Genomic DNA, 18475 nt, shown 5'->3' on the forward strand with positions numbered 1-18475 from the left:
AGTTTGCGGGGAATGAGAGGCCATTTCCCATGGGTTTTGCGTACAGGAGATGGCATCGCACCGCGCTCGCCGCCGCGTGTATGGCGGCGGCGGGCACGGTCTGGCCCTCGGCGGCGAACGACCTTGCGCCGATGGACGGCATGCCGACCCTCGGCCAGTCCGGAAGCGGACAAGGCGCCACGCCGCGGCCGCAGGGCAATCTCGTCTGGGGTGGGCCGGTGCCGCCCATGCCGGCGCCTGGGCAGGACACGGTCTACGTGCCAAGCACGGCGTTCGGCGAGCGGCCCGTACAACCCGATCGATCCGATCGTGAACTCGCCCCGATGCCGTCGCCGGTAGAGGCGGGTGCGCTGCCGCCGCTGGAGCCTGTCGACGACACGGAGGACTATGCCGCGCTGGAGGATGAGCCGCCGGCCTACCCGCCGACGCTGCCGCCCGGCCGGGGCGTCCCTGCCGAGCAGACCCCGATGGGCTATGTGGTGCTGCCCGAAGGCGAGGCACTCTGCCGGCGCGAGCTGGCGCGGCTCGGCGCGCAGTTTACCGAGGCCGGGTCTGTCGGGCCGGGCAATGCCTGCGGCATTCCCCATGCGCTGAAGGTGCAGGTGGCGGTGCGTGGCATCGCCATGCAGCCGCCGGCGACGTTGAACTGTCGGGCGGCGCTGCAGGTGGCCCGCTGGCTGGACGACGACGTGCGCTCCGCCGCGCGGTGGCGGCTTGGGAAAAACCCGACGGCGGTGATCAACGCGTCGTCCTATCGCTGCTCACGCATCGCGGGCTCGCGCACGGTGTCCGAACATGCGACCGGTAACGCTCTGGATGTCGGCGGATTTCGGTTCTCCGACGGATCGACCGTGCGTGTGGAGCCGAAGGGCATCTTCCGCTTCCGCGAAAGGGCCTTCCAGAACAGCGTGCGCCAGGCGAGTTGCCGCCATTTCGGCACGGTGCTCGGCCCCGGCTACAACCGCGCCCACGACGACCATTTCCATCTCGATGCCAAGCAGAGGCGAAGAGCCGTCTGCAAGTAACGGGTCGGCATGGCCTGGCCGCCACAGCCGGCTATCGCTCCCAGTACCATGCGACATACATCCGGCTGCGTTCGTGGCCGCGACGCTGGTTACGCTTCGGTGGGCACCGGGGTCGGGCTGCCGGCGCCATCCAGGGCGACCATGGTGAAGACGCCTTCCGTCACCTTGACGAGATCGCGCGTCAGATAGCGCTGCGCCCAGGCCTCCACCGCGATCCGGATGGAGGTGCGCCCGACGCGCTCGATGGCGGTGTAGACGTTCAGCGTATCGCCGATCTTGACGGGGCGGTTGAAGACGAGCTTGTCCACCGCGACGGTGGCGACGCGGCCGTGTGCGCGCTCGACGCCGCGAATGCCGGCCGCCAGGTCCATCTGCGACATGACCCAGCCGCCGAAGATGTCGCCCGCCGCATTGGCGTCGGCCGGCATCGCCGGCACCCGGACCGTCAGCTCGCCCGCCGGCGTCTCGCTGGCCTGCTGAATCATGTTGCTTCGCTCCCCTCGCGGCACCGTACGGCCCAACGAGATACATGACTGTATCGGCAGGTTCAATTTCCGCGGCGGCGTGCCTGCCACGCGGCCGGCCCCACTTCCACCAGAAGCATCGCGGCGAAGATCAGCCCGCATCCGGCCAAGGCCACCGGGCCGAGCCGCTCGCCGAGGATGAGCGCGCCGAAGAGGCCGGCGAAAAGCGTTTCGGATGACAGCATCACCGCCGCCTGCGGGCCGGTCGTATGCTGTTGGGCCACCACCTGTACGGTGAAGCCGAGTGCGACGGATACCAGCCCCGCATACAGGATTTCCGGCGCCGCCGCGGCGATTTCGGACAGGCCGGTATCCTCAAGAAACAGCGCACCGACGCTGGAAAGCCCGCCTGCAACCAGAAACTGCGTCGCCGACAGGGCGAAGGGGCGCCCGGCGCCCGGGGCGAAGCGACCGATGAACAAGATTTGCAGCGCCCAGAAAACGGCGCCCGCAAGTACCAGCATGTCACCGCCTGACAGCGGCCCCAGATGCCCGCCGCCGGTCAGCACGATGCCGACGAAGGCCATCGGCGCCGCCATCAGGATGACGGGATGCGAACGGTTGCGAAACAGCGCCAGCGCAAGCAGCGGCGTCAACACGACATAGAGACCCGTCAGGAAACCGGCATTGGTGACGCTGGTATGGACCATGCCGATCTGTTGCAGGATCGATCCGGCGAAGAGGAATAGACCGATGGCGACATAGCCGTGCCACTGCCGCCCGGACAGGGGCGCGGCGGCGCGGAGCGCCTCCAGCCGCACGAGCGGCAACAGCGCGAGCCCGCCGACCAGGAAGCGCAACCCGTTGTAGGACCACGGCCCGATCTTCTCCATGGCGGTCGACTGCGCGACAAAGCCCATGCCCCACACGGCACCGGCGAAGAGCAGCAGGAGATTGGCGGTTACGCGGGACATGCGGGCAGGTCTTCAGGCAGAATTCGCAAGTCCGTGATCGGGAAAGTTGGAACCAAAGCGTGTGCCTGCGCCTTTCGCACCCCGCAGGCCGATGGCGCATCCGCTACGGCCGGCTTACGAATAGAGAGGCATTTATGAAGAACATCCTGATCGCCGCCAGCATTGCAGCCCTTATGAGCGGAAGCGCGATGGCGCAGACGAGCGCCACGACGCCGGCCCCCGCCTCCGACAATCCGGTCATCGTCGTGTTGCCTCCGGTTACGCAGGGTGCGGCGCCGGCGCATTTCCTGATCGACGATCTGGACGATGAGGATGTCTATGGCGTCGATGGCGCGAAGATCGGCGAGATCGAAGACTTCGTCGTCGACACCGAGGGGCAGATCGCGGCGGTGGTTGTCGAGGTCGGCGGCTTCCTCGGCATCGGCGAGAAGGAAGTGCTCGTGGACTGGTCCGCCCTCGACATCCAGGTCACCGATGGCGACCTGCGCGTCAACGCACCCACGCTGACCCGCGAGGAGCTCGAGGCTGCCGCCGATGTGGATGTCGATGCCATGGTGCTCGGCCGCGACTGACGCCTTTACCGGACGCCCGCCCTTCATCCGGCGGGCGTCCATTCTTTCGGCTTGAAGCCGGGCAGGGCCTCGACGCGGGTCAACCAGGCCGTGACTTCGCGGAACGGGCCGAGGTCGAACCCGCCTTCCGCCGCATCACGCGTGTAGGGATACAGCGCGATATCCGCGAGGCTTGGCCGCTCGCCTGCGAAAAACGCAGAGCCGCCTAGTGCGCGGTCCATCACTTCCAGCGCGGAATTGCCCCTTTCCAGCGTCGTCTTCATCCGCTCGGGCGTCGCCGCGGCCTTGCGCTCGGGATAGACGGTCAGGGCGCGGCGGACCGCAATCGCCGGCTCATGCTGGTTCTGCTCGAAGAACATCCATTGAAGCATCCGCGCGCGATCATAGGGATCCGCCGGCACGAAATCGGTCCCTTCGCCAAGATAGTTCAGGATCGCGCCCGACTCCGCCAGGAAGCGGCCGTCTTCCAGCTCCAGCAGCGGGCACTGGCCGATCGGGTTGCGGCCCAGGAAGGTGTCCGTACGCGTGGAGCCGTCCCGCGTCGAAAACTCGACATGCTCGAAGGGACTCCCGGTAAGAGCCATCAGAAGGCGCGGCTTGTAGCAATTGCCACTATCCAGCATTCCGTAAATACGCAGCACGGTCTGATGCCTCCGATCCGAAAGTGTTCGGGCGCGACGCTACCGACCGCGTGCGGGGACGGCAAATTCATAATGACGCGGCCGTGCATCACATTAATTGATGCAGACGATGCCGAATAACGTGTTGCGCACGCAGGCGTGGCGGCTCTATGTGTGGCCCGCAAGCCAGACTATCCAAGCCATCACCGCCGGAGTACCAGGATCATGGCCTTCCTTGCCGCCGCGCTCGACCGCGTGAAGCCTTCCGCCACCATTGCCGTTTCGCAGAAGGCACGGGAACTGAAAGCGCGGGGGGTCGACGTCATCGGCCTTGGCGCGGGCGAACCTGATTTCGATACGCCCGACAACATCAAGGCCGCCGCGATCGACGCGATCAACCGGGGCGAGACCAAGTACACCCCCATTTCCGGCATCCCGCAGCTTCGCGAGGCGATCTCGCAGAAGTTCAAGCGCGAGAACGGGCTGGAGTACACGCCCGCCCAGACCATCGTTTCCACCGGCGGCAAGCAGGTTCTGTTCAACGCCTTCATGGCGACGTTGAACCCCGGCGACGAGGTCGTCATCCCGACGCCCTACTGGGTCAGCTACCCGGAGATGGTGCTTCTGTGCGGTGGCACGCCCGTCTTCGTCGAAACCGGCCTGGAAAGCGGGTTCAAGCTCACGCCCGAGGCGCTGGAAAAGGCGATCACGCCGAAGACGAAGTGGTTCCTGTTCAACTCGCCCTCGAACCCGTCGGGCGGCGCCTACACGCACGACGAGGTGAAGGCGCTAACGGACGTGCTGCTGCGCCATGAGCATGTCTGGGTCATGACCGACGACATGTACGAGCATCTCGTCTATGGCGACTTCACCTTCGCCACGCCGGCACAGGTGGAGCCACGCCTTTACGAACGCACCTTGACGATCAACGGCGTGTCCAAGGCCTATGCGATGACCGGATGGCGCATCGGCTATGCCGGTGGACCGCTGAACCTCATCAAGGCCATGGACATGATCCAGGGCCAGCAGACGTCCGGTGCCTGTTCCATCGCGCAGTGGGCCGCCGTCGAGGCGCTGACGGGCCCGCAGGACTTCATCGCCAGCAACCGGACGATCTTCCAGGGCCGTCGCGATCTGGTCGTCTCGATGCTCAACCAGGCGACCGGCATCCAGTGCCCGACGCCGGAGGGCGCGTTCTACGTCTATCCGTCCTGCGCCGGGCTGATCGGCAAGACGACGGAAGGCGGCAAGCGTATCGAGACGGACGAGGATTTCGTCACCGCGCTGCTGGAGCAAGAGGGCGTCGCCGTCGTGCACGGCTCGGCCTTCGGCCTCGGTCCGAATTTCCGTATCTCCTACGCGACTTCCGAAGCCCTGCTGGAAGAGGCATGCAAGCGCATCCAGCGCTTCTGCTCCAGCCTGCGGTAGGCGGCGGCGCCATCCCGAACGATCGAAGCCCGCGTCATTCGGCGCGGGCTTTTTCGTGCAGGATGCCGGCGACAGGGCAAAAAAAAGCCGGGTTCGAAAACCCGGCTAAATCGAAGGGCTGCATATGGCAACCCTGGGAGGAAACGGTCGGGCGGAGGAATGGGAGGAGGTATTCCCCGGCCGCGACTGACTATCAAAATAGCGGTTCCCGGCTGGACAACCAGAGCCGATTGCACATGCCAGCCATGCACATTTGCATGGCGCGACCAAAACGTGTTTCGGTTGCCTCAGAAGGCCCAGGTGCGGGCCTTGGCGATCAGGAAGTCGCGGAACACCTTGAGCTTGGCCGCCTCGCGCAACTGTTCCGGATAGCAGAGATAGGTGTCGAAGGCCGGCATCTCCATCTCGGGCAGCACCTGCACGAGCTTGGAGTCCTTGTCGATCATATAGTCGGGCAGCAGCGCCAGCCCGATCCCGCGCTCGATGGCGGACTTGATCGCCATGAGGTTGTTGATCTGCAGGACGGCCGGGCGCGTCATGCCTTCCGGAAGCCCCACGGTTTCCAGTGTGTTGAGATTGCGCAGATAGGGCGGTGCCGGCTCGCCGAAGGTGATCAGCCGGTGGCGGTCGAGATCCGTGATGGTCTCGGGGCGGCCATAGCGTTGCAGGTAGCTGGGCGCGGCGTAGACATGCAGATGCACGGTGAACAGGCGGCGCTGGATCAGGTCCGGCTGCTGGGGCTGGCGCAGGCGGATGGCGCAATCCGCCTTGCGCATGGTGAGGTCGATTTCCTCGTTGTCGAACACGAGCTGCAGTTCGAGCTCGGGATAGAGTTCGAGGAACTCCTGCGCGCGGTGTGTCAGCCAGCCGGAGCCGAGGCCCACCGTGGTGGTGACGCGCAGCCGGCCGCTGGGCTTTTCGCGCGTTTCGGTCAACTGCATGCGGACGGTTTCGAGCTGCTTGAGCACATCCGTGGCGGTGCGGAACAGGATTTCGCCCTGCTCGGAAAGCACCAGGCCGCGCGCGTGACGGTGGAAGAGGGGAGCGCCGATCTCCTGTTCGAGCGCGGCGACCTGCCGGCTGATCGCCGACTGGCTCAGGTTCAGCGCGTTGGCGGCATGGGTGAAGGAGCCGGCCTCCGCCGCTGCGTGGAATATGCGCAGCTTGTCCCAGTCAAGCGCCATCGATCCGTCCCGCTTTCTCTCTTGGTTTGCCGGTGCCTTTTATTCCGCCGCCTGCCGCTCGGCAGGGGCATCGGTGCGCGCCGCCAGCCAGCGCTCGGCCTCCAGGGCGGCCATGCAGCCAAGCCCGGCCGCCGTCACCGCCTGGCGGTAGGTGTCGTCGGCGACGTCGCCGGCCGCATAGACACCCTCGACCGATGTCTGCGTGGTGCCCGGCTCCACCCAGAGATAGCCGCCCGGCTTGGTGCGCAACTGGCCGGAGAAGAGTTCGGTTGCCGGCGCATGGCCGATGGCAATGAAGACGCCGTCGGTTGCCTGCTCGGTGATATCCCCGGTGATGACGTCGCGCAGCCGCACGCCCGTGACCTGCTTCATCGGGTGCTTGATGCCGACCACATCGGCGATCTCGGCGTTCCAGACGACGGAGACGTTGTCGCGCGCCAGCAGCCGATCCTGCATGATGCGTTCCGCACGGAAGGCGTCGCGCCGATGCACCACCGTGACGCTGCGGGCGATATGCGAAAGGTAGAGTGCTTCCTCGACCGCCGTGTTGCCGCCGCCCACCACCACGACATCCTTGCCGCGATAGAAGAAGCCGTCGCAGGTGGCGCATGCCGAAACGCCGAAGCCCTGGAACTCCGCCTCGGTGTCGAGGCCAAGCCAGCGCGCCTGCGCGCCGGTGGCGATGATGAGGGCGTCGGCCGTATAGACGACGCCGCCGTCGCCACGCAGGCGGAACGGCCGCACCGACAAATCCGCCTCGACGATCAGGTCGGCGGCCATCTCCGTGCCCATGGCAAGGGCCTGCGCCTTCATCTGCTCCATCAGCCAGGGGCCCTGGATCGGGTCGGCGAACCCCGGATAGTTCTCGACGTCGGACGTGATGGTGAGCTGCCCGCCCTCCTGGAGCCCGGCCACCATCAGCGGCTTCAGCATGGCGCGCGCCGCATAGATGGCGGCGGTATAGCCGGCCGGCCCGGAGCCGACGATGAGAACTTCGGCGTGACGCTCGACGGTCATGGCGCTGATTCCGTGTTGATGCCTCGGTGTCCCGCAAGTGGCTCGCGGCACGTTATCTTTCAATAGAGGACGTGCAGGGGCGACACAACAAGGGGTGGCTAGAAAGCCACAGGGCTCTGCGGGGCGGGCCGGAGCTCCGCGCGCGGCTTGACCGGCGGATATTTGGATGGCTTTATGGCGCCTCTCGTCAACGAAGCAGACAGAAAGGGGGCGGCTGAATGAACAATCCGGATTTCGCACGCCCCTCGACGATCCAGGCGTAGGTACCGCCTTCCGCTCGTCCGCCGCCCAACCCGGCCGGCCCACCGCTTCGCCTTCCGCAGAGCACATCTCCATCACTGCCGGACGTCCGATTCGTCCGCGATGAAGGGCGGCCTCCGCGCCGCATCGAACCATGACCCAGCCGTCCAAGAGCGGGCGCAGCGCCTATCGCCGCGTCCTGTCCTTCACCTTTTCCAACTGGCGCAGCGAGTGGCGACTGGTCGCCACGATCCTGTGCACGATCACGCTGGCAACGCTGGCCGACATCGCCATGCCCGTCTTCGCGGGGCGGCTGGTGGATGCGATTGCCTCTTCCGGCGCCGGCGGCGGGCTCTATACGGCCCTTGGCGCACTTGCCGCCATGGCCGTGCTCGGGTTCGCCTATGTCGTGCTGCGGCACATCGCCTGGGCGGCGGTCGTGCCGATGACCCTTCGCATCATGGAGCGCGTCTCGCGCGGCGGCTTCGCTCAGGTGCAGCGATTCTCCGCGGACTGGCACGCCAACAGTTTCTCGGGCTCCACCGTGCGGCAGATCACGCGCGGCATGTGGTCCCTGGATATCATGCACGACGTGCTCCTGCTGGCGCTCTGGCCGTCGCTGGTGGTGCTGGTGGGCGCGGTCGCCATCCTCGGCTGGCAATGGCCGGTGATGGGTCTTGCCATGGGCGTCGGCGCCATCGCCTACATCCTCGTCACGATCGTCCTGTCGGTGCGCTGGATCGCGCCGGCGGCCCGCCTTTCCAACCGCATGGATACGCGCATCGGCGGCGTGCTGGCCGATGCGCTGGCCTGCAACGCCGTCGTCAAGGCGTTCGGCGCGGAGGCGCGGGAAGAGGAGCGGCTTGCCGACGCGACGCAGGAATGGAAACGGCGCACCGCCGTTACCTGGATGCGCCACACCTGGGCCGGGTCGCTGCAGACCGTGCTTTTGTGGATCACGCGGATCGGCCTTGCCGGGCTTGCCTTGTATCTCTGGCATACCGGGCAGGCGACGCCGGGCGACGTCACTTACGTACTGACCACCTACTTCGTGCTGCAGGGCTATCTCCGCGACATCGGCATGCATGTGAACAACCTGCAGCGCTCGGTGAACGAGATGGAAGAGCTGGTGGACCTTCACGACGAGGCGCCCCAGATCGTCGACGCACCGGATGCCGAACCCCTGCGCGTGACCGAGGGTGCGATTGCCTTCGACACGGTGGATTTCCGCTACGGCAGCCACGCGACGCCGCTCTACCAGGGCCTGGATGTGGTCATCCCGGCCGGGCAGAGCGTCGGGCTGGTGGGCCATTCCGGCTCCGGAAAGACGACGTTCGTCAAGCTGATCCAGCGTCTGTACGACGTTACCGGCGGCGCGATCCGGATCGACGGCCAGGACGTTGCCCATGTCACGCAGCAGTCCCTGCGCCAGAACGTGGCCATCGTGCCGCAGGAATCCATCCTGTTCCACCGCACGCTGTCGGAGAACATCGCCTACGGGCGGCCGGGGGCCACGCAGGGCGAGATCGAGCATGCGGCGCGGCTGGCCTCCGCCCACGACTTCATCATGCGGCTGCCGCAGGGGTACGAAACCCTCGTCGGCGAGCGCGGCGTGAAGCTGTCCGGCGGCGAGCGCCAGCGCGTGGCCCTGGCGCGCGCCTTCCTGGCCGATTGCCCGATCCTGATCCTCGACGAGGCGACTTCGGCGCTGGATTCGGAATCGGAGCTGCTGATCCAGAAGGCGATGGAGCGTCTCATGGCCGGGCGCACCGCGCTGGTCATCGCGCACCGGCTGTCGACGGTGCGCACGCTGGACCGGATCCTGGTGTTCGACAGGGGACGGATCGTGGAGGACGGCACCCATGCCGAGCTGCTCAAGCGGCGCGGCGGCATCTATCGCCGCCTGACCGAGCAGCAGGCCGGCGCATCGACCGAACAGATGCGGGCAGGCTGACGAGCCTGCCCGCAGGGGGCGCGCATCGTGCGGGCAGGGGTCTCGTATCTTTCCCCACACCTCGTTAGCCTTTAGAACGACGAAGACGAACTCTGATCGGGGCGCGTGGTATTTTCAGGATCGTTTCCCATGTCTCGTCGATCTTCGGCCTGGCCCTGGCCGGGGCGATGCTGCTGCCCGCATTGGTCGACTTCGCGGACGGCAACGACGACTACCTCGTCTTCGTGGGATCATCCCTGCTGATCGCCGCGCTCTGCAGCCTCGTTGCCGTCGCGACGCGCGGCCCGCGCGTGCAGCCTTCGCCGCGCCTCGGCTTCGTGCTGGTGACGGGGGTCTGGCTGGTCAGCTGCGCGGTTGCGGCGGTGCCGCTCTACATGGCGTCCATCGGGCTGACGGTATCCGACGCCGTCTTCGAATCGGTCTCGGGGCTGACGACCACCGGCGCCACCGTCATCAACGGTCTCGACGACATGCCGCGCGGAATCCTGTTGTGGCGCTCGCTTCTCAACTGGCTCGGCGGCATCGGCATCGTCGGCATGGTGCTGTTGATCCTGCCGTCGCTGCGCGTCGGCGGCCTGTCGCTGTTCCACCTCGAAAGTTCCGACAGGTCGGACAAGATGCTGCCGCGCGTCCAGCAACTGGCCAGCGGCATCGTCTCGGTCTATCTCGTGCTCACGGTCGCCTGCGCCGTCAGCTACGGCTCGTTCGGCATGGACGATTTCGATGCCGTCAACCACGCCATGTCGACCGTCGCCACCGGCGGCTTCTCCACCAAGGACGCCAGCCTCGGCTATTTCGACAATGACGGCATCCTGGCCGTCGCCACCGTCTTCATGACGCTCGGAGCACTCCCTTTCGTTCTGTATATCCGCTTTTTCCTGCCACGGCAGTTCCAGCGCTGGAGCGATCCGCAGGTGCCCCTGTTCCTCGGCATCTGCGTCGTGGCGACCGCCGTGCTCGTAGCGATGCGCATGGTCCACAACGAGGTGGGCTTCGGCGAGGCGCTGGTCAGTTCCGCCTTCAACTTCGTTTCGATCATCACCACCACCGGCTTCATATCGGAGGATTTCACCCGCTGGTCGCATGCCGCCGTCGGCGTCTTCTTCGTCGCCATGTTCATCGGCGGCTGCGCGGGCTCGACCTCCGGCGGCATCAAGGTCAACCGGATCCTGATCCTGTGGAACGTGGTGCAGGCCGGCTTCGGCCGGCTGCTGCGGCCGCGCTCGGTCCAATCCCTCAAATACGGGCACCGGGATATCTCGGCGGACGGCATCCAGAGCGTCACCATATTCGTTTCCCTGTTCTTCATGCTGCTGATGCTCGGAACCGCCATGCTGGCGACGCTGGGACTGGATTTCGTCACGGCATTCTCCGGCGCGCTGACGGCGGTAGCCAATACCGGGCCGGGCTTCGGCGACATCATCGGGCCGGCCGGCAATTTTTCCGCCGTCGACGACCCCGCGCTCTGGGTTCTTTCGTTTCTGATGCTGGTCGGGCGGCTGGAGATCGTCACGGTGCTCATCCTGCTGTCGCCGGCCTTCTGGAGGAACAGATGATGGATGCCGTCTTCATCAATCTCGACCGGGCTTTGGAGCGCCGGGCCTTCATGGAGGGGCAGGCCGCGTCGTTGGGCCTGTTGCTGCGCAGGCTGCCGGCCGTGGAAGCCGGCTCCATCGACGATGCGACGCGGGCCACGCTGGGACGCAGCTGGGAGCGGCCCCTGTCGGCGCCGGAGCTGGCCTGTTTCCTGTCGCATCGGGCAGCGTGGCAGAGGGCGGTCGATACCGATGCTCCCCTGCTGGTGCTGGAGGACGATGCCGTGTTGTCGCCCCGTCTTCCGCGGGTGCTGCGCGCCAGCGAGGCGGCGGGCGGGATGGAGTTCCTGAACCTCGAGGATTTCGGCAAGCGCCGCTTCGTCCGCAGGGCGGGGGCGCGGCCGCTCACCGACGGTGTGACGGCGGTGCCGCTGGCGCGCGACAAGGCAGGCTCCGCCGCCTACATCGTCTGGCCCGCGGGGGCGCGGCGGTTGCTGGCGATGGCGACGCGGCGCGCCGCCCCGGCGGACGCCTTCCTGCACGCCGAAGCGGGCCTTGCCGCTTTCGTGTGCGAGCCGGCCATGGCCATCCAGCAGCATGTTCTGGCGGCACGGCAGGGGGCGGCTGGGCCAGCCGAAGGGGCGTCGTCCGTCCAGGCGGAACGCAGGCGGCTGCCGCCGACCGTCGCGAACCTGCCCTTCATGCTGCGCCGGCTACGGACGCAATTGCGGCTCCTGCCTCTCCATGTCGGCAGGTTGGGGGCGCTGCGGTACAGGCAGGTACGCTTCGACACCACCTCACCGAACAAAACCACATGATAGAGAAAGTGACCGTGCCCGGACTCCAGCGACACGGTCGAAGACGGTAGAGTTTGCTGTCGATCGTGATGGACGGGGGAGACGGGAACGTGAAGTCGGGTGTACTGCCAGGCCTGTATGCGGGCATATGCATTGCCGCCCTGACTTTGTCCGGATGCAGCGGTACCGGCGAGGCGCCTGGATTCGCCACGGCGGCATCCGCGCTCCAGACCTACGACTATTCGCGGCTCACGCCGTTTCCTCGCAAGCCCGAGAAGGCGCCGCACGGACAACCCTACATTCCCGACGACGCCGAGCTTGCCGAAATCCTGAAGGGCGTATCACCCCAGCTTTCCGACCCGGTCAGCGGTCGCGTCGTGCGGGTCCAGGCGCGGACGCGCACGGCCGGTGTCGTCGAACTCTGCGGGCTTGCCCAGTCGCAGCATCAGAGCGGCGGGGATGCGCGCATGCTGCTGTTCGTCGGGCATCTGACCCGCTCGCCGGACGGCAAACCGCACTTTTCCGTCATGCAGACCGATACGATGTTCGACCGGGTCGAGTTCTGCCGCTCGCGCGGGCTGGTCTGACGCAGCCTTAGTCGCGGGGGCCCGAGCGCTCCAGCGCGAGGTTCAGCGCCGCCACAAGATCGTCCGAGGCGAAGGGTTTGCGAATGGCCTGGGCCGACCCGGCTTCGGCGGGCAGCTCGACCTTCTCGCCATAGCCCGTGACGAAGACGTAGGGGATATTGCGCTCGTTCAACCGTGGTACCAGGGCGAACGAGGTTTCCATGCCGAGATTGACGTCCAGAAGGGCGATATCCACGGTCTCGCTGTCGATGATCGCGCGGGCATCGCCGACGCTCGCAGCGATGAAAACCGTACGCATGCCATGGTCCAGCATAAGCTGCTCTGCATCCAGCGAGATGATCATGTTGTCCTCGACGATCAGGCCGGACAAGCCGTCGAGACTGAGGTTCTGCGCTTCCATCAGGCCAGTGGCCTCCTTCGTCGGAGCTCGGACGTCACCGCCCGGTACCTGCGACGCCGGGCGGAAACTGCGTTCCGGCAGCAGGAAGCTGGCGACGAGACCGGACAGACGGTAGTCCAGCCGGGCTTCGCCGCCAAGATCGTGCGGTATCGAACGCTCGATGATGGTGGTGCCGAAGCCTCGCCGCGTCGGCGCGATGACCGCGGGGCCGCCGGATTCGCGCCAGTCGATGCGGCAATTGCCATCCGCGTCGATCACCGTTTCCACCAGTACGCTTCCGGACGAATCCGACAGGGCGCCGTATTTGGCCGAATTGGTGACGAGCTCGTGAAACACGAGCGCGAGGGTGGAGAATGCCGACGCTTCGACCGTCAGGGCCGGCCCCCTGACGTCGACGCGCGAAGCCTTGTTGCCGATATAGGCCGAAACTTCCGTATGGATGATGCTGCTCAAGAGAACCGGTTTGAAATTGTCCGCGGTCAGCTGGTCGTGCGCACGCGCGAGCGCCTGCACGCGCCCGGAAATGATGCGGCCGAAATCTTCGACAGATGCCGCTCCGGGCTTGGACTGGGCTACGATGGCTCGCATCAGGCTCAGGACGTTTCGCACCCGATGGTTGAGCTCCGCGATCAGCAGCTCCTGACGCTGCGTCGCCTGGTTCTGCTGGCGCTCGCTTTCCTCGTTGAAGCGCAGGAGGATTTCCAGGATGCTGACCCGCAGGGATTCCGCGGCCTTGATCGTCGCCTCGGAAAAGCTTTCGGATTGACGATAGACGGTTTCCTTCCATGCCTCGAAGCTTTTGCGCGGCGTCAGCCTGACGCCATTGGGGCCGACGGTCCGCTCCTTGGTGGAGGGGTCGCCCGCCCATGTCACCGTCTGCACGAGCTCGCGCCGGAAGAACAGGAGGTAGTCGCGAGGCGACCGTGATATCGGCACGGCCAGGACGCCGGCGGCGCGATCGACATAGTCGGCGGCCGGCGGATGAACATCGGACAGGCAGTCCGTCGCGTAGATCCGGCTGGCCCCGGCCCGGTTGAGAAAGCGGGCGAGGGACTGGATCTCCTCGGTGGTCGGCGTCTGTCCGAACAGCCTTGCCTCGCCTTTCGCCCATACGGCAAAACCGTCATTGGGGATGATGGCGCGCAGCTCTTCCGCAAAATCGGCGACCGCCTCGATGGAGGGCGTCGCGGCCACGATCTTGGCGACGAAGCGATCGTGCAGGTCGCGCGTGGCCTCTTCCAGAAGCCGACGCTCCTTGTTGAGCCGCCCTTCGATCGTCAGGGAGACGATCTGGCCGAAAAGCTCCACGGCGGAACGCAGTTCCATGCCGAGCACGCGCGGCTGATAGTGATGCAGCGCGAACAAGCCCCACAACTTGCCGTCGATGATGACGGAGATCGACATGGATGCGCCGACACCCATGTTGCGCAGATACTCCAGATGGATCGGCGACACGCTGCGCGAGCCGGCCAGCGACAGATCCAGTAACTGCCCCATGGGGTCCTGCGCCGGCACGACCGGCACGACCGGCGCGTCGACATCGGCTATGATGCGGATCGGGTTGCGTACGTACAGGCTGCGGGCCTGCGCCGGAATGTCGGTCGACGGGTAATGCAGGTCGAGGAAGGACCCGATCCCGCTTCGGGCGGATTCGGCGATGACGTGGCCCGAATTGTCGGGGGAAAAGCGATACAGCATCACGCGGTCGAACCCCGTGACGCCGCGCAACTGCCTGGCGCATTCGCGATACAGGTTTTCCAGCGTATCCGTGCGATGGATCCGCGTGATCATGTTCTTGATGAGGATGCCGGGGTTGTAGCTGCTGGCTGCCGCAGGCTCGGCCTCGATGATGATCGACTGGGCGGACAGATGCAGCGCCACGTCGAACAGGCGTCCGTCCTGGAAGAGGTCGATCCCGAACACGCGCTCGGCACTGTCCGGTGCGGCCAGGACCTGCAACCGGCCGCGCAGCGTATGCAGCGTCCCCGCCGGCATCAGGAGGTTCAGCGGTTCGCCCAGAAGGTCGTCGACGCGGCGATCGACATAGTCGTGAATGTTGGTGGACACGCGCTGGATGAGCCAGTCCATCGAGACGCAGACCAGAAACCCGATCGGTTGTATCGAGCCCAGGAACTGGATGGGCTCGCGCTCGCAATTGGTAAGGTCGGCTACGAAGGAAAGCGCATTGTCCTGGGATGTCAAACCGGCACCATGACCCTGTCGGCTGAGGAGGCCGCGTCGTCACGCGCCTTCATGAAAAAATCGAAGGCGAAACGAGCAGCCCCCACGCAGCGTTCCGTCTCCTCTTTCGTAAAGGCAAGCTCGTCCATGCGCGCGGCCAGGCGGGAGAAGCGCTTGTCCTCTCCGGAACGGGCGAGGTACCGGAAGCTGGCGCCCGGCAGCCGCGCGGACGCATCGACCTTTTCGAAGCCGCGATGGATGAAGACCGCACCGAGGCGCGAGCCTTCGAGCACATAGGCAACGCCTACGGCTTCCGGCAGCCCGCCTTCGTCCAATGCGAAAGGCGGCATGGCCACTGGCGTCAGGCCCATGGCGTCCAGGTCGGCCTCGAGGTCGGCCAGCCGGCTCCACTCCGGCCATTCCGGCAGCCACTGCGTCAGCGGGGTTGTCGCCAGCCACGCCTCCACCCCGCCATGGGCGGCATGGTTCATGCGCAGGAAATGGTGGTAGGCCGCGATCTCGGGTATCGGCAGCAGCGCGGCAAAGGAGCGGTCGAGCGCCTCGTGCTGGCCTTTCGTGTCGGCGCGCAGGCGAAACCGAAGACTTTGGGAAGCAATTGCGTCGACGCTCATAAGGCAGCCTCACGATGAGTTTGCCGCGTCGGTTATCACAATCGGTCGCGAAGCGAAAACCATGTCATGGCCAGGAACAACAGCGGGGTACGCAACGGCGGGCCGCCGGGGAAGGCCGGAATGTCCAGCGCGCGCAGCGGGGCGAGCCTGTCCGGCGACCCCGCCACGAACTCCGCATAAAGCCGGCCGAAGAAGTTCGACAGCATGACGCCGTGGCCGGAAAAGCCACCGATGACCGTCAGTCCGGGATGGGGCGTATCCACGTAGGGCATGCGCGTCATGGTTATCCCCACCGTCCCACCCCATGCGTGGGTGATGTCGACGCCGTCAAGATGCGGATACAGGCCGGCGATCAGACGCCTCAGCGGGCCGGCGATGTCGCCGTCGCCGCTCATATAGGCCTCGCGACCGCCGAACAGCAGCCGGTTGTCGGCGCTCTTGCGGAAATAGCGCACGACGAAGCGGGAATCGTCCACGGCCTCGCCGCCGGGAAGTACGCGCTCCGGTTCCGCCAGCGGGGACGTCGCCGCGATGTAGGAGCAAATGGGCATGATGTGGGCGCTGGCGCGCGGCTCCAGCGAACCGCCATGGCCATTGGTTGCGACCAGCGCCCGTGCGGCCGTGACGACGCCGAAGGGCGTGTGGGCGCGAATGCCCCCGGGGAAGGGCTCGAGCCGCGTCACCGGGCTTTGCTCGTGCAGCGCCGCCCCTGCGGCGTGCGCCACGCGCGCCGTGCCGACAAGGAGCTTCATGGGGTTCAGATGGAAGGTGGCCGCATCCCGCAGGCCGCCGTGATAGCTGTCGGCGCCCAGCAGCGCCGCCATGGCGGACGGCTCGTGCCAGGACAGATGCGGGTAGTCGTAGTGCCTGGCCATGTGTTCGGCATGGGCCTGGTACTCGGCAGCCAGCCGCTTGCGGTGGACGACAGACAATTGCCCGGTGCCGAGATCGGCGTCGATGTCGTGTCGCGCCATGAAGCCCAGAAGGTGGCGCTTGGCATCCTCGGCAAGATCGAACAGGGCGCGGCTGCGCGCCCGCCCGATGCGCGGCTCCAGCTCCTCGGGCCAGAGGCGCTGGCCGGTGCCGAACTGGCCGCCATTGCGGCCGGACGCCCCGTCGCCCAGGCGGGCCGCCTCCAGAAGGACGACGCGCGCTCCTCCCTGCGCAAGGTGCGCGGCAGCCGAAAGGCCCGTGAAGCCGCCTCCGACGATGACGAGGTCGGCCTGGCGGCTGCCGTCGAGGCGGGGATAGCGCGGCCGCCCGGCGATCGAATCCTCGTAGAAGGAGCGGCCCGGCGAGATGGGAGACTGGTAGCCGGCCTCAGACATTGAGCAGCAGGAACTCCCGTTCCCAGGGGCTTATCACCTGCATGAAGGTTTCGAATTCGCCGCGCTTTATGCCGGCATAGGTAGCCAGAAAATCACGGCCCAGGACGTTCTGGAAGGAATCCTCCGCCTCGAAGGCGGCGACCGCTTCCAGAAGGCCACGCGGCAACGAGATGACGCCATCCTCGTTGACGGTGCGGTCCGTGGGCTGGTCCGGCTCGATGCCCTCGGTCATGCCGAGATAGCCGCAGGCCAGCGATGCGGCCAGCGCCAGATAGGGATTGGCGTCGGAGGACGGGAGGCGGTTCTCCACCCGCCGTGCCGCGGGTTCCGACGTCGGGACGCGGAACGCCGTGGTGCGGTTGTCGTAGCCCCAGGCATTGTTGGTGGGAGCGCTCATCCCGTGCGTCAGCCGCCGGTAGGAGTTGACATAGGGCGCCATCATCACGAGTGCGGCCGGCACATAGCGCTGCATGCCGCCGATGAAGTGGTGGAAAAGCTGCGAGGGCGACCCGTCCGGATTGGAGAAGACGTTGGCGCCCGTCCGCCGGTCCACGACCGACTGGTGGATATGCATCGCCGAGCCCGGCTGGCCCTGGATCGGCTTGGCCATGAAAGTGGCGTAGATATCGTGCTTGAGCGCCGCTTCCCGGATGGTGCGCTTGAACATGAAGACCTGGTCCGCCAGCTCGATCGGGTTGCCATGGCGCAGGTTGATCTCAAGCTGGGCGGCGCCGTCCTCGTGGATCAGCGTATCGATCTCCAGGCCCTGTCGGTCGGAGAAATGATAGATGTCGTCGATCAGCTCGTCGAATTCGTTGATACCGCCGATGGAATAGCTCTGGCCGCTCTGGATCTGCCGGCCCGAGCGACCGATGGGCGGTGTCAGCGGATAATCCGGGTCGACATTGCGCGACACGAGATAAAACTCGATCTCGGGCGCCACGATGGGCCGCCAGCCCTTCTCCTCGTAAAGTTCCACCACGTGCTTCAGCACGTTGCGCGGCGTGTAGCCGACGGCCTTGCCGTTGACGTCCACGAGGTCGCAGATGATCGCCGCGGTCGGGTCGGTCTCCCACGGGACTTCGGCGATGGTGGAGAAGTCGGGCACCAGCTTCAGGTCGCCGTCGTTGGGCGAATAGCGGAAACTGCCGGTCTCTTCCGGGTACTCGCCCGATATCGTGTGCATGAAGAGGGCGGACGGCAGCGCCAGAGAGGTATTGCCGGTGAATTTCTTGGCCGGCATCATCTTGCCGCGTGCGACGCCGGCAAGGTCGGGGGTGATGCACTCCACATCCTCGATCCGGCGCTCGGCAAGCCATTCGCGCGCCTCGTCCATGTCGGCGACACCACGCCGGGAATCCAGGAAGGCAGGTCGCTTTCGTGTCGCCTTGGCGAGGGGAGGCACGCTGCGCCCGCTTTCGCCGATGGCTGGGACGCCTGTCCTGACCTGTCCGTTCTTCTTGATCCTCGAGGGGGTGCCCGCCTCGGATTTGGGGGGTTTCGGACGTTTGGCCATGCAATCCTTCGCGACGGGTTT

16 protein-coding genes are annotated in these 18475 nt (G+C 66.2%); 7 read left to right on the forward strand and 9 right to left on the reverse strand.

Translation table 11 applies throughout. The features are described 5' to 3' along the window. The first annotated feature begins 29 nt into the window (after positions 1–29). Positions 30–1025 (forward strand): extensin family protein, encoded by a 996-nt coding sequence (locus tag IGS74_RS06265; RefSeq protein WP_246723001.1) that lies wholly within the window; start codon positions 30–32, stop codon positions 1023–1025. An 89-nt stretch (positions 1026–1114) separates the two neighbouring features. Here IGS74_RS06265 and IGS74_RS06270 read toward each other — a convergent pair whose 3' ends face one another. Both IGS74_RS06270 and IGS74_RS06275 read right to left on the reverse strand, forming a co-directional pair. After that, the gene (locus IGS74_RS06270) at positions 1115–1510 is read right to left on the reverse strand and encodes an acyl-CoA thioesterase (RefSeq protein ID WP_192390202.1); all 396 of its coding nucleotides are present in this window, start codon (positions 1508–1510) and stop codon (positions 1115–1117) included. A 62-nt stretch (positions 1511–1572) separates the two neighbouring features. Then, positions 1573–2463 (reverse strand): DMT family transporter, encoded by an 891-nt coding sequence (locus IGS74_RS06275; protein WP_192390204.1) that lies wholly within the window; start codon positions 2461–2463, stop codon positions 1573–1575. Positions 2464–2597: 134 nt separating this feature from the next. Here IGS74_RS06275 and IGS74_RS06280 point away from each other — a divergent pair, with 134 nt between their 5' ends. Beyond that, on the forward strand, positions 2598–3035 hold the full coding sequence (locus tag IGS74_RS06280; protein ID WP_039188619.1) for a PRC-barrel domain-containing protein: 438 nt from the start codon (positions 2598–2600) through the stop codon (positions 3033–3035). A gap of 23 nt (positions 3036–3058) precedes the next feature. Here the strand turns inward: IGS74_RS06280 and IGS74_RS06285 are convergent, their stop codons facing one another. After that, a complete protein-coding gene (locus IGS74_RS06285) occupies positions 3059–3676 on the reverse strand; it encodes a glutathione S-transferase family protein (protein WP_192390206.1) in 618 nt (205 codons plus the stop codon). A gap of 204 nt (positions 3677–3880) precedes the next feature. On the opposite strand from IGS74_RS06285, the gene IGS74_RS06290 reads away from it, so the two are divergent. Continuing rightward, positions 3881–5083: a pyridoxal phosphate-dependent aminotransferase gene (locus tag IGS74_RS06290; RefSeq protein WP_192390208.1), complete on the forward strand. Its 1203-nt coding sequence runs from the start codon at positions 3881–3883 to the stop codon at positions 5081–5083. A 287-nt stretch (positions 5084–5370) separates the two neighbouring features. Here the strand turns inward: IGS74_RS06290 and IGS74_RS06295 are convergent, their stop codons facing one another. Together IGS74_RS06295 and trxB are read right to left on the reverse strand one after the other, a co-directional pair. Further along, complete coding sequence (locus tag IGS74_RS06295) at positions 5371–6267, reverse strand: LysR family transcriptional regulator (protein ID WP_039188626.1); 897 nt, start codon at positions 6265–6267, stop codon at positions 5371–5373. Positions 6268–6306: 39 nt separating this feature from the next. Beyond that, the gene (gene trxB, locus IGS74_RS06300) at positions 6307–7284 is read right to left on the reverse strand and encodes a thioredoxin-disulfide reductase (protein ID WP_192390210.1); all 978 of its coding nucleotides are present in this window, start codon (positions 7282–7284) and stop codon (positions 6307–6309) included. 394 nt (positions 7285–7678) lie between these two features. On the opposite strand from trxB, the gene IGS74_RS06305 reads away from it, so the two are divergent. The 4 genes from IGS74_RS06305 to IGS74_RS06320 all read left to right on the forward strand — a co-directional run bounded on the left by IGS74_RS06305 (position 7679) and on the right by IGS74_RS06320 (position 12397). Beyond that, positions 7679–9478: an ABC transporter ATP-binding protein gene (locus tag IGS74_RS06305; RefSeq protein ID WP_192390212.1), complete on the forward strand. Its 1800-nt coding sequence runs from the start codon at positions 7679–7681 to the stop codon at positions 9476–9478. A gap of 155 nt (positions 9479–9633) precedes the next feature. After that, complete coding sequence (locus IGS74_RS06310; protein ID WP_192391466.1) at positions 9634–11034, forward strand: TrkH family potassium uptake protein; 1401 nt, start codon at positions 9634–9636, stop codon at positions 11032–11034. Next, entirely contained in the window at positions 11031–11831 is an 801-nt protein-coding gene (locus IGS74_RS06315; RefSeq protein WP_192390214.1) for a glycosyltransferase family 25 protein, read from the forward strand. The genes IGS74_RS06310 and IGS74_RS06315 overlap by 4 nt, the downstream gene beginning before the upstream one ends. A gap of 89 nt (positions 11832–11920) precedes the next feature. Next, positions 11921–12397, forward strand: coding sequence for a hypothetical protein (locus tag IGS74_RS06320; RefSeq protein ID WP_156122205.1), 477 nt, complete (start codon positions 11921–11923; stop codon positions 12395–12397). Between the two features lie 7 nt (positions 12398–12404). Here IGS74_RS06320 and IGS74_RS06325 read toward each other — a convergent pair whose 3' ends face one another. The 4 genes from IGS74_RS06325 to IGS74_RS06340 are packed head-to-tail and all read right to left on the reverse strand — an operon-like array spanning position 12405 to position 18454. Further along, a complete protein-coding gene (locus tag IGS74_RS06325) occupies positions 12405–14999 on the reverse strand; it encodes an HWE histidine kinase domain-containing protein (protein ID WP_192390223.1) in 2595 nt (864 codons plus the stop codon). Continuing rightward, the gene (locus IGS74_RS06330) at positions 14996–15610 is read right to left on the reverse strand and encodes a biliverdin-producing heme oxygenase (RefSeq protein WP_192390225.1); all 615 of its coding nucleotides are present in this window, start codon (positions 15608–15610) and stop codon (positions 14996–14998) included. Before IGS74_RS06330 ends, IGS74_RS06325 begins: the two co-directional genes overlap by 4 nt. Positions 15611–15645: 35 nt before the next feature. Next, complete coding sequence (locus IGS74_RS06335; protein WP_192390227.1) at positions 15646–16938, reverse strand: FAD-binding oxidoreductase; 1293 nt, start codon at positions 16936–16938, stop codon at positions 15646–15648. After that, positions 16931–18454 (reverse strand): glutamine synthetase family protein, encoded by a 1524-nt coding sequence (locus IGS74_RS06340; RefSeq protein WP_082015965.1) that lies wholly within the window; start codon positions 18452–18454, stop codon positions 16931–16933. Before IGS74_RS06340 ends, IGS74_RS06335 begins: the two co-directional genes overlap by 8 nt. Positions 18455–18475 lie beyond the last annotated feature (21 nt).

This window comes from Aureimonas sp. OT7, from assembly GCF_014844055.1.
In the GTDB taxonomy this organism is placed as follows: Bacteria; Pseudomonadota; Alphaproteobacteria; order Rhizobiales; family Rhizobiaceae; genus Aureimonas; species Aureimonas altamirensis_A.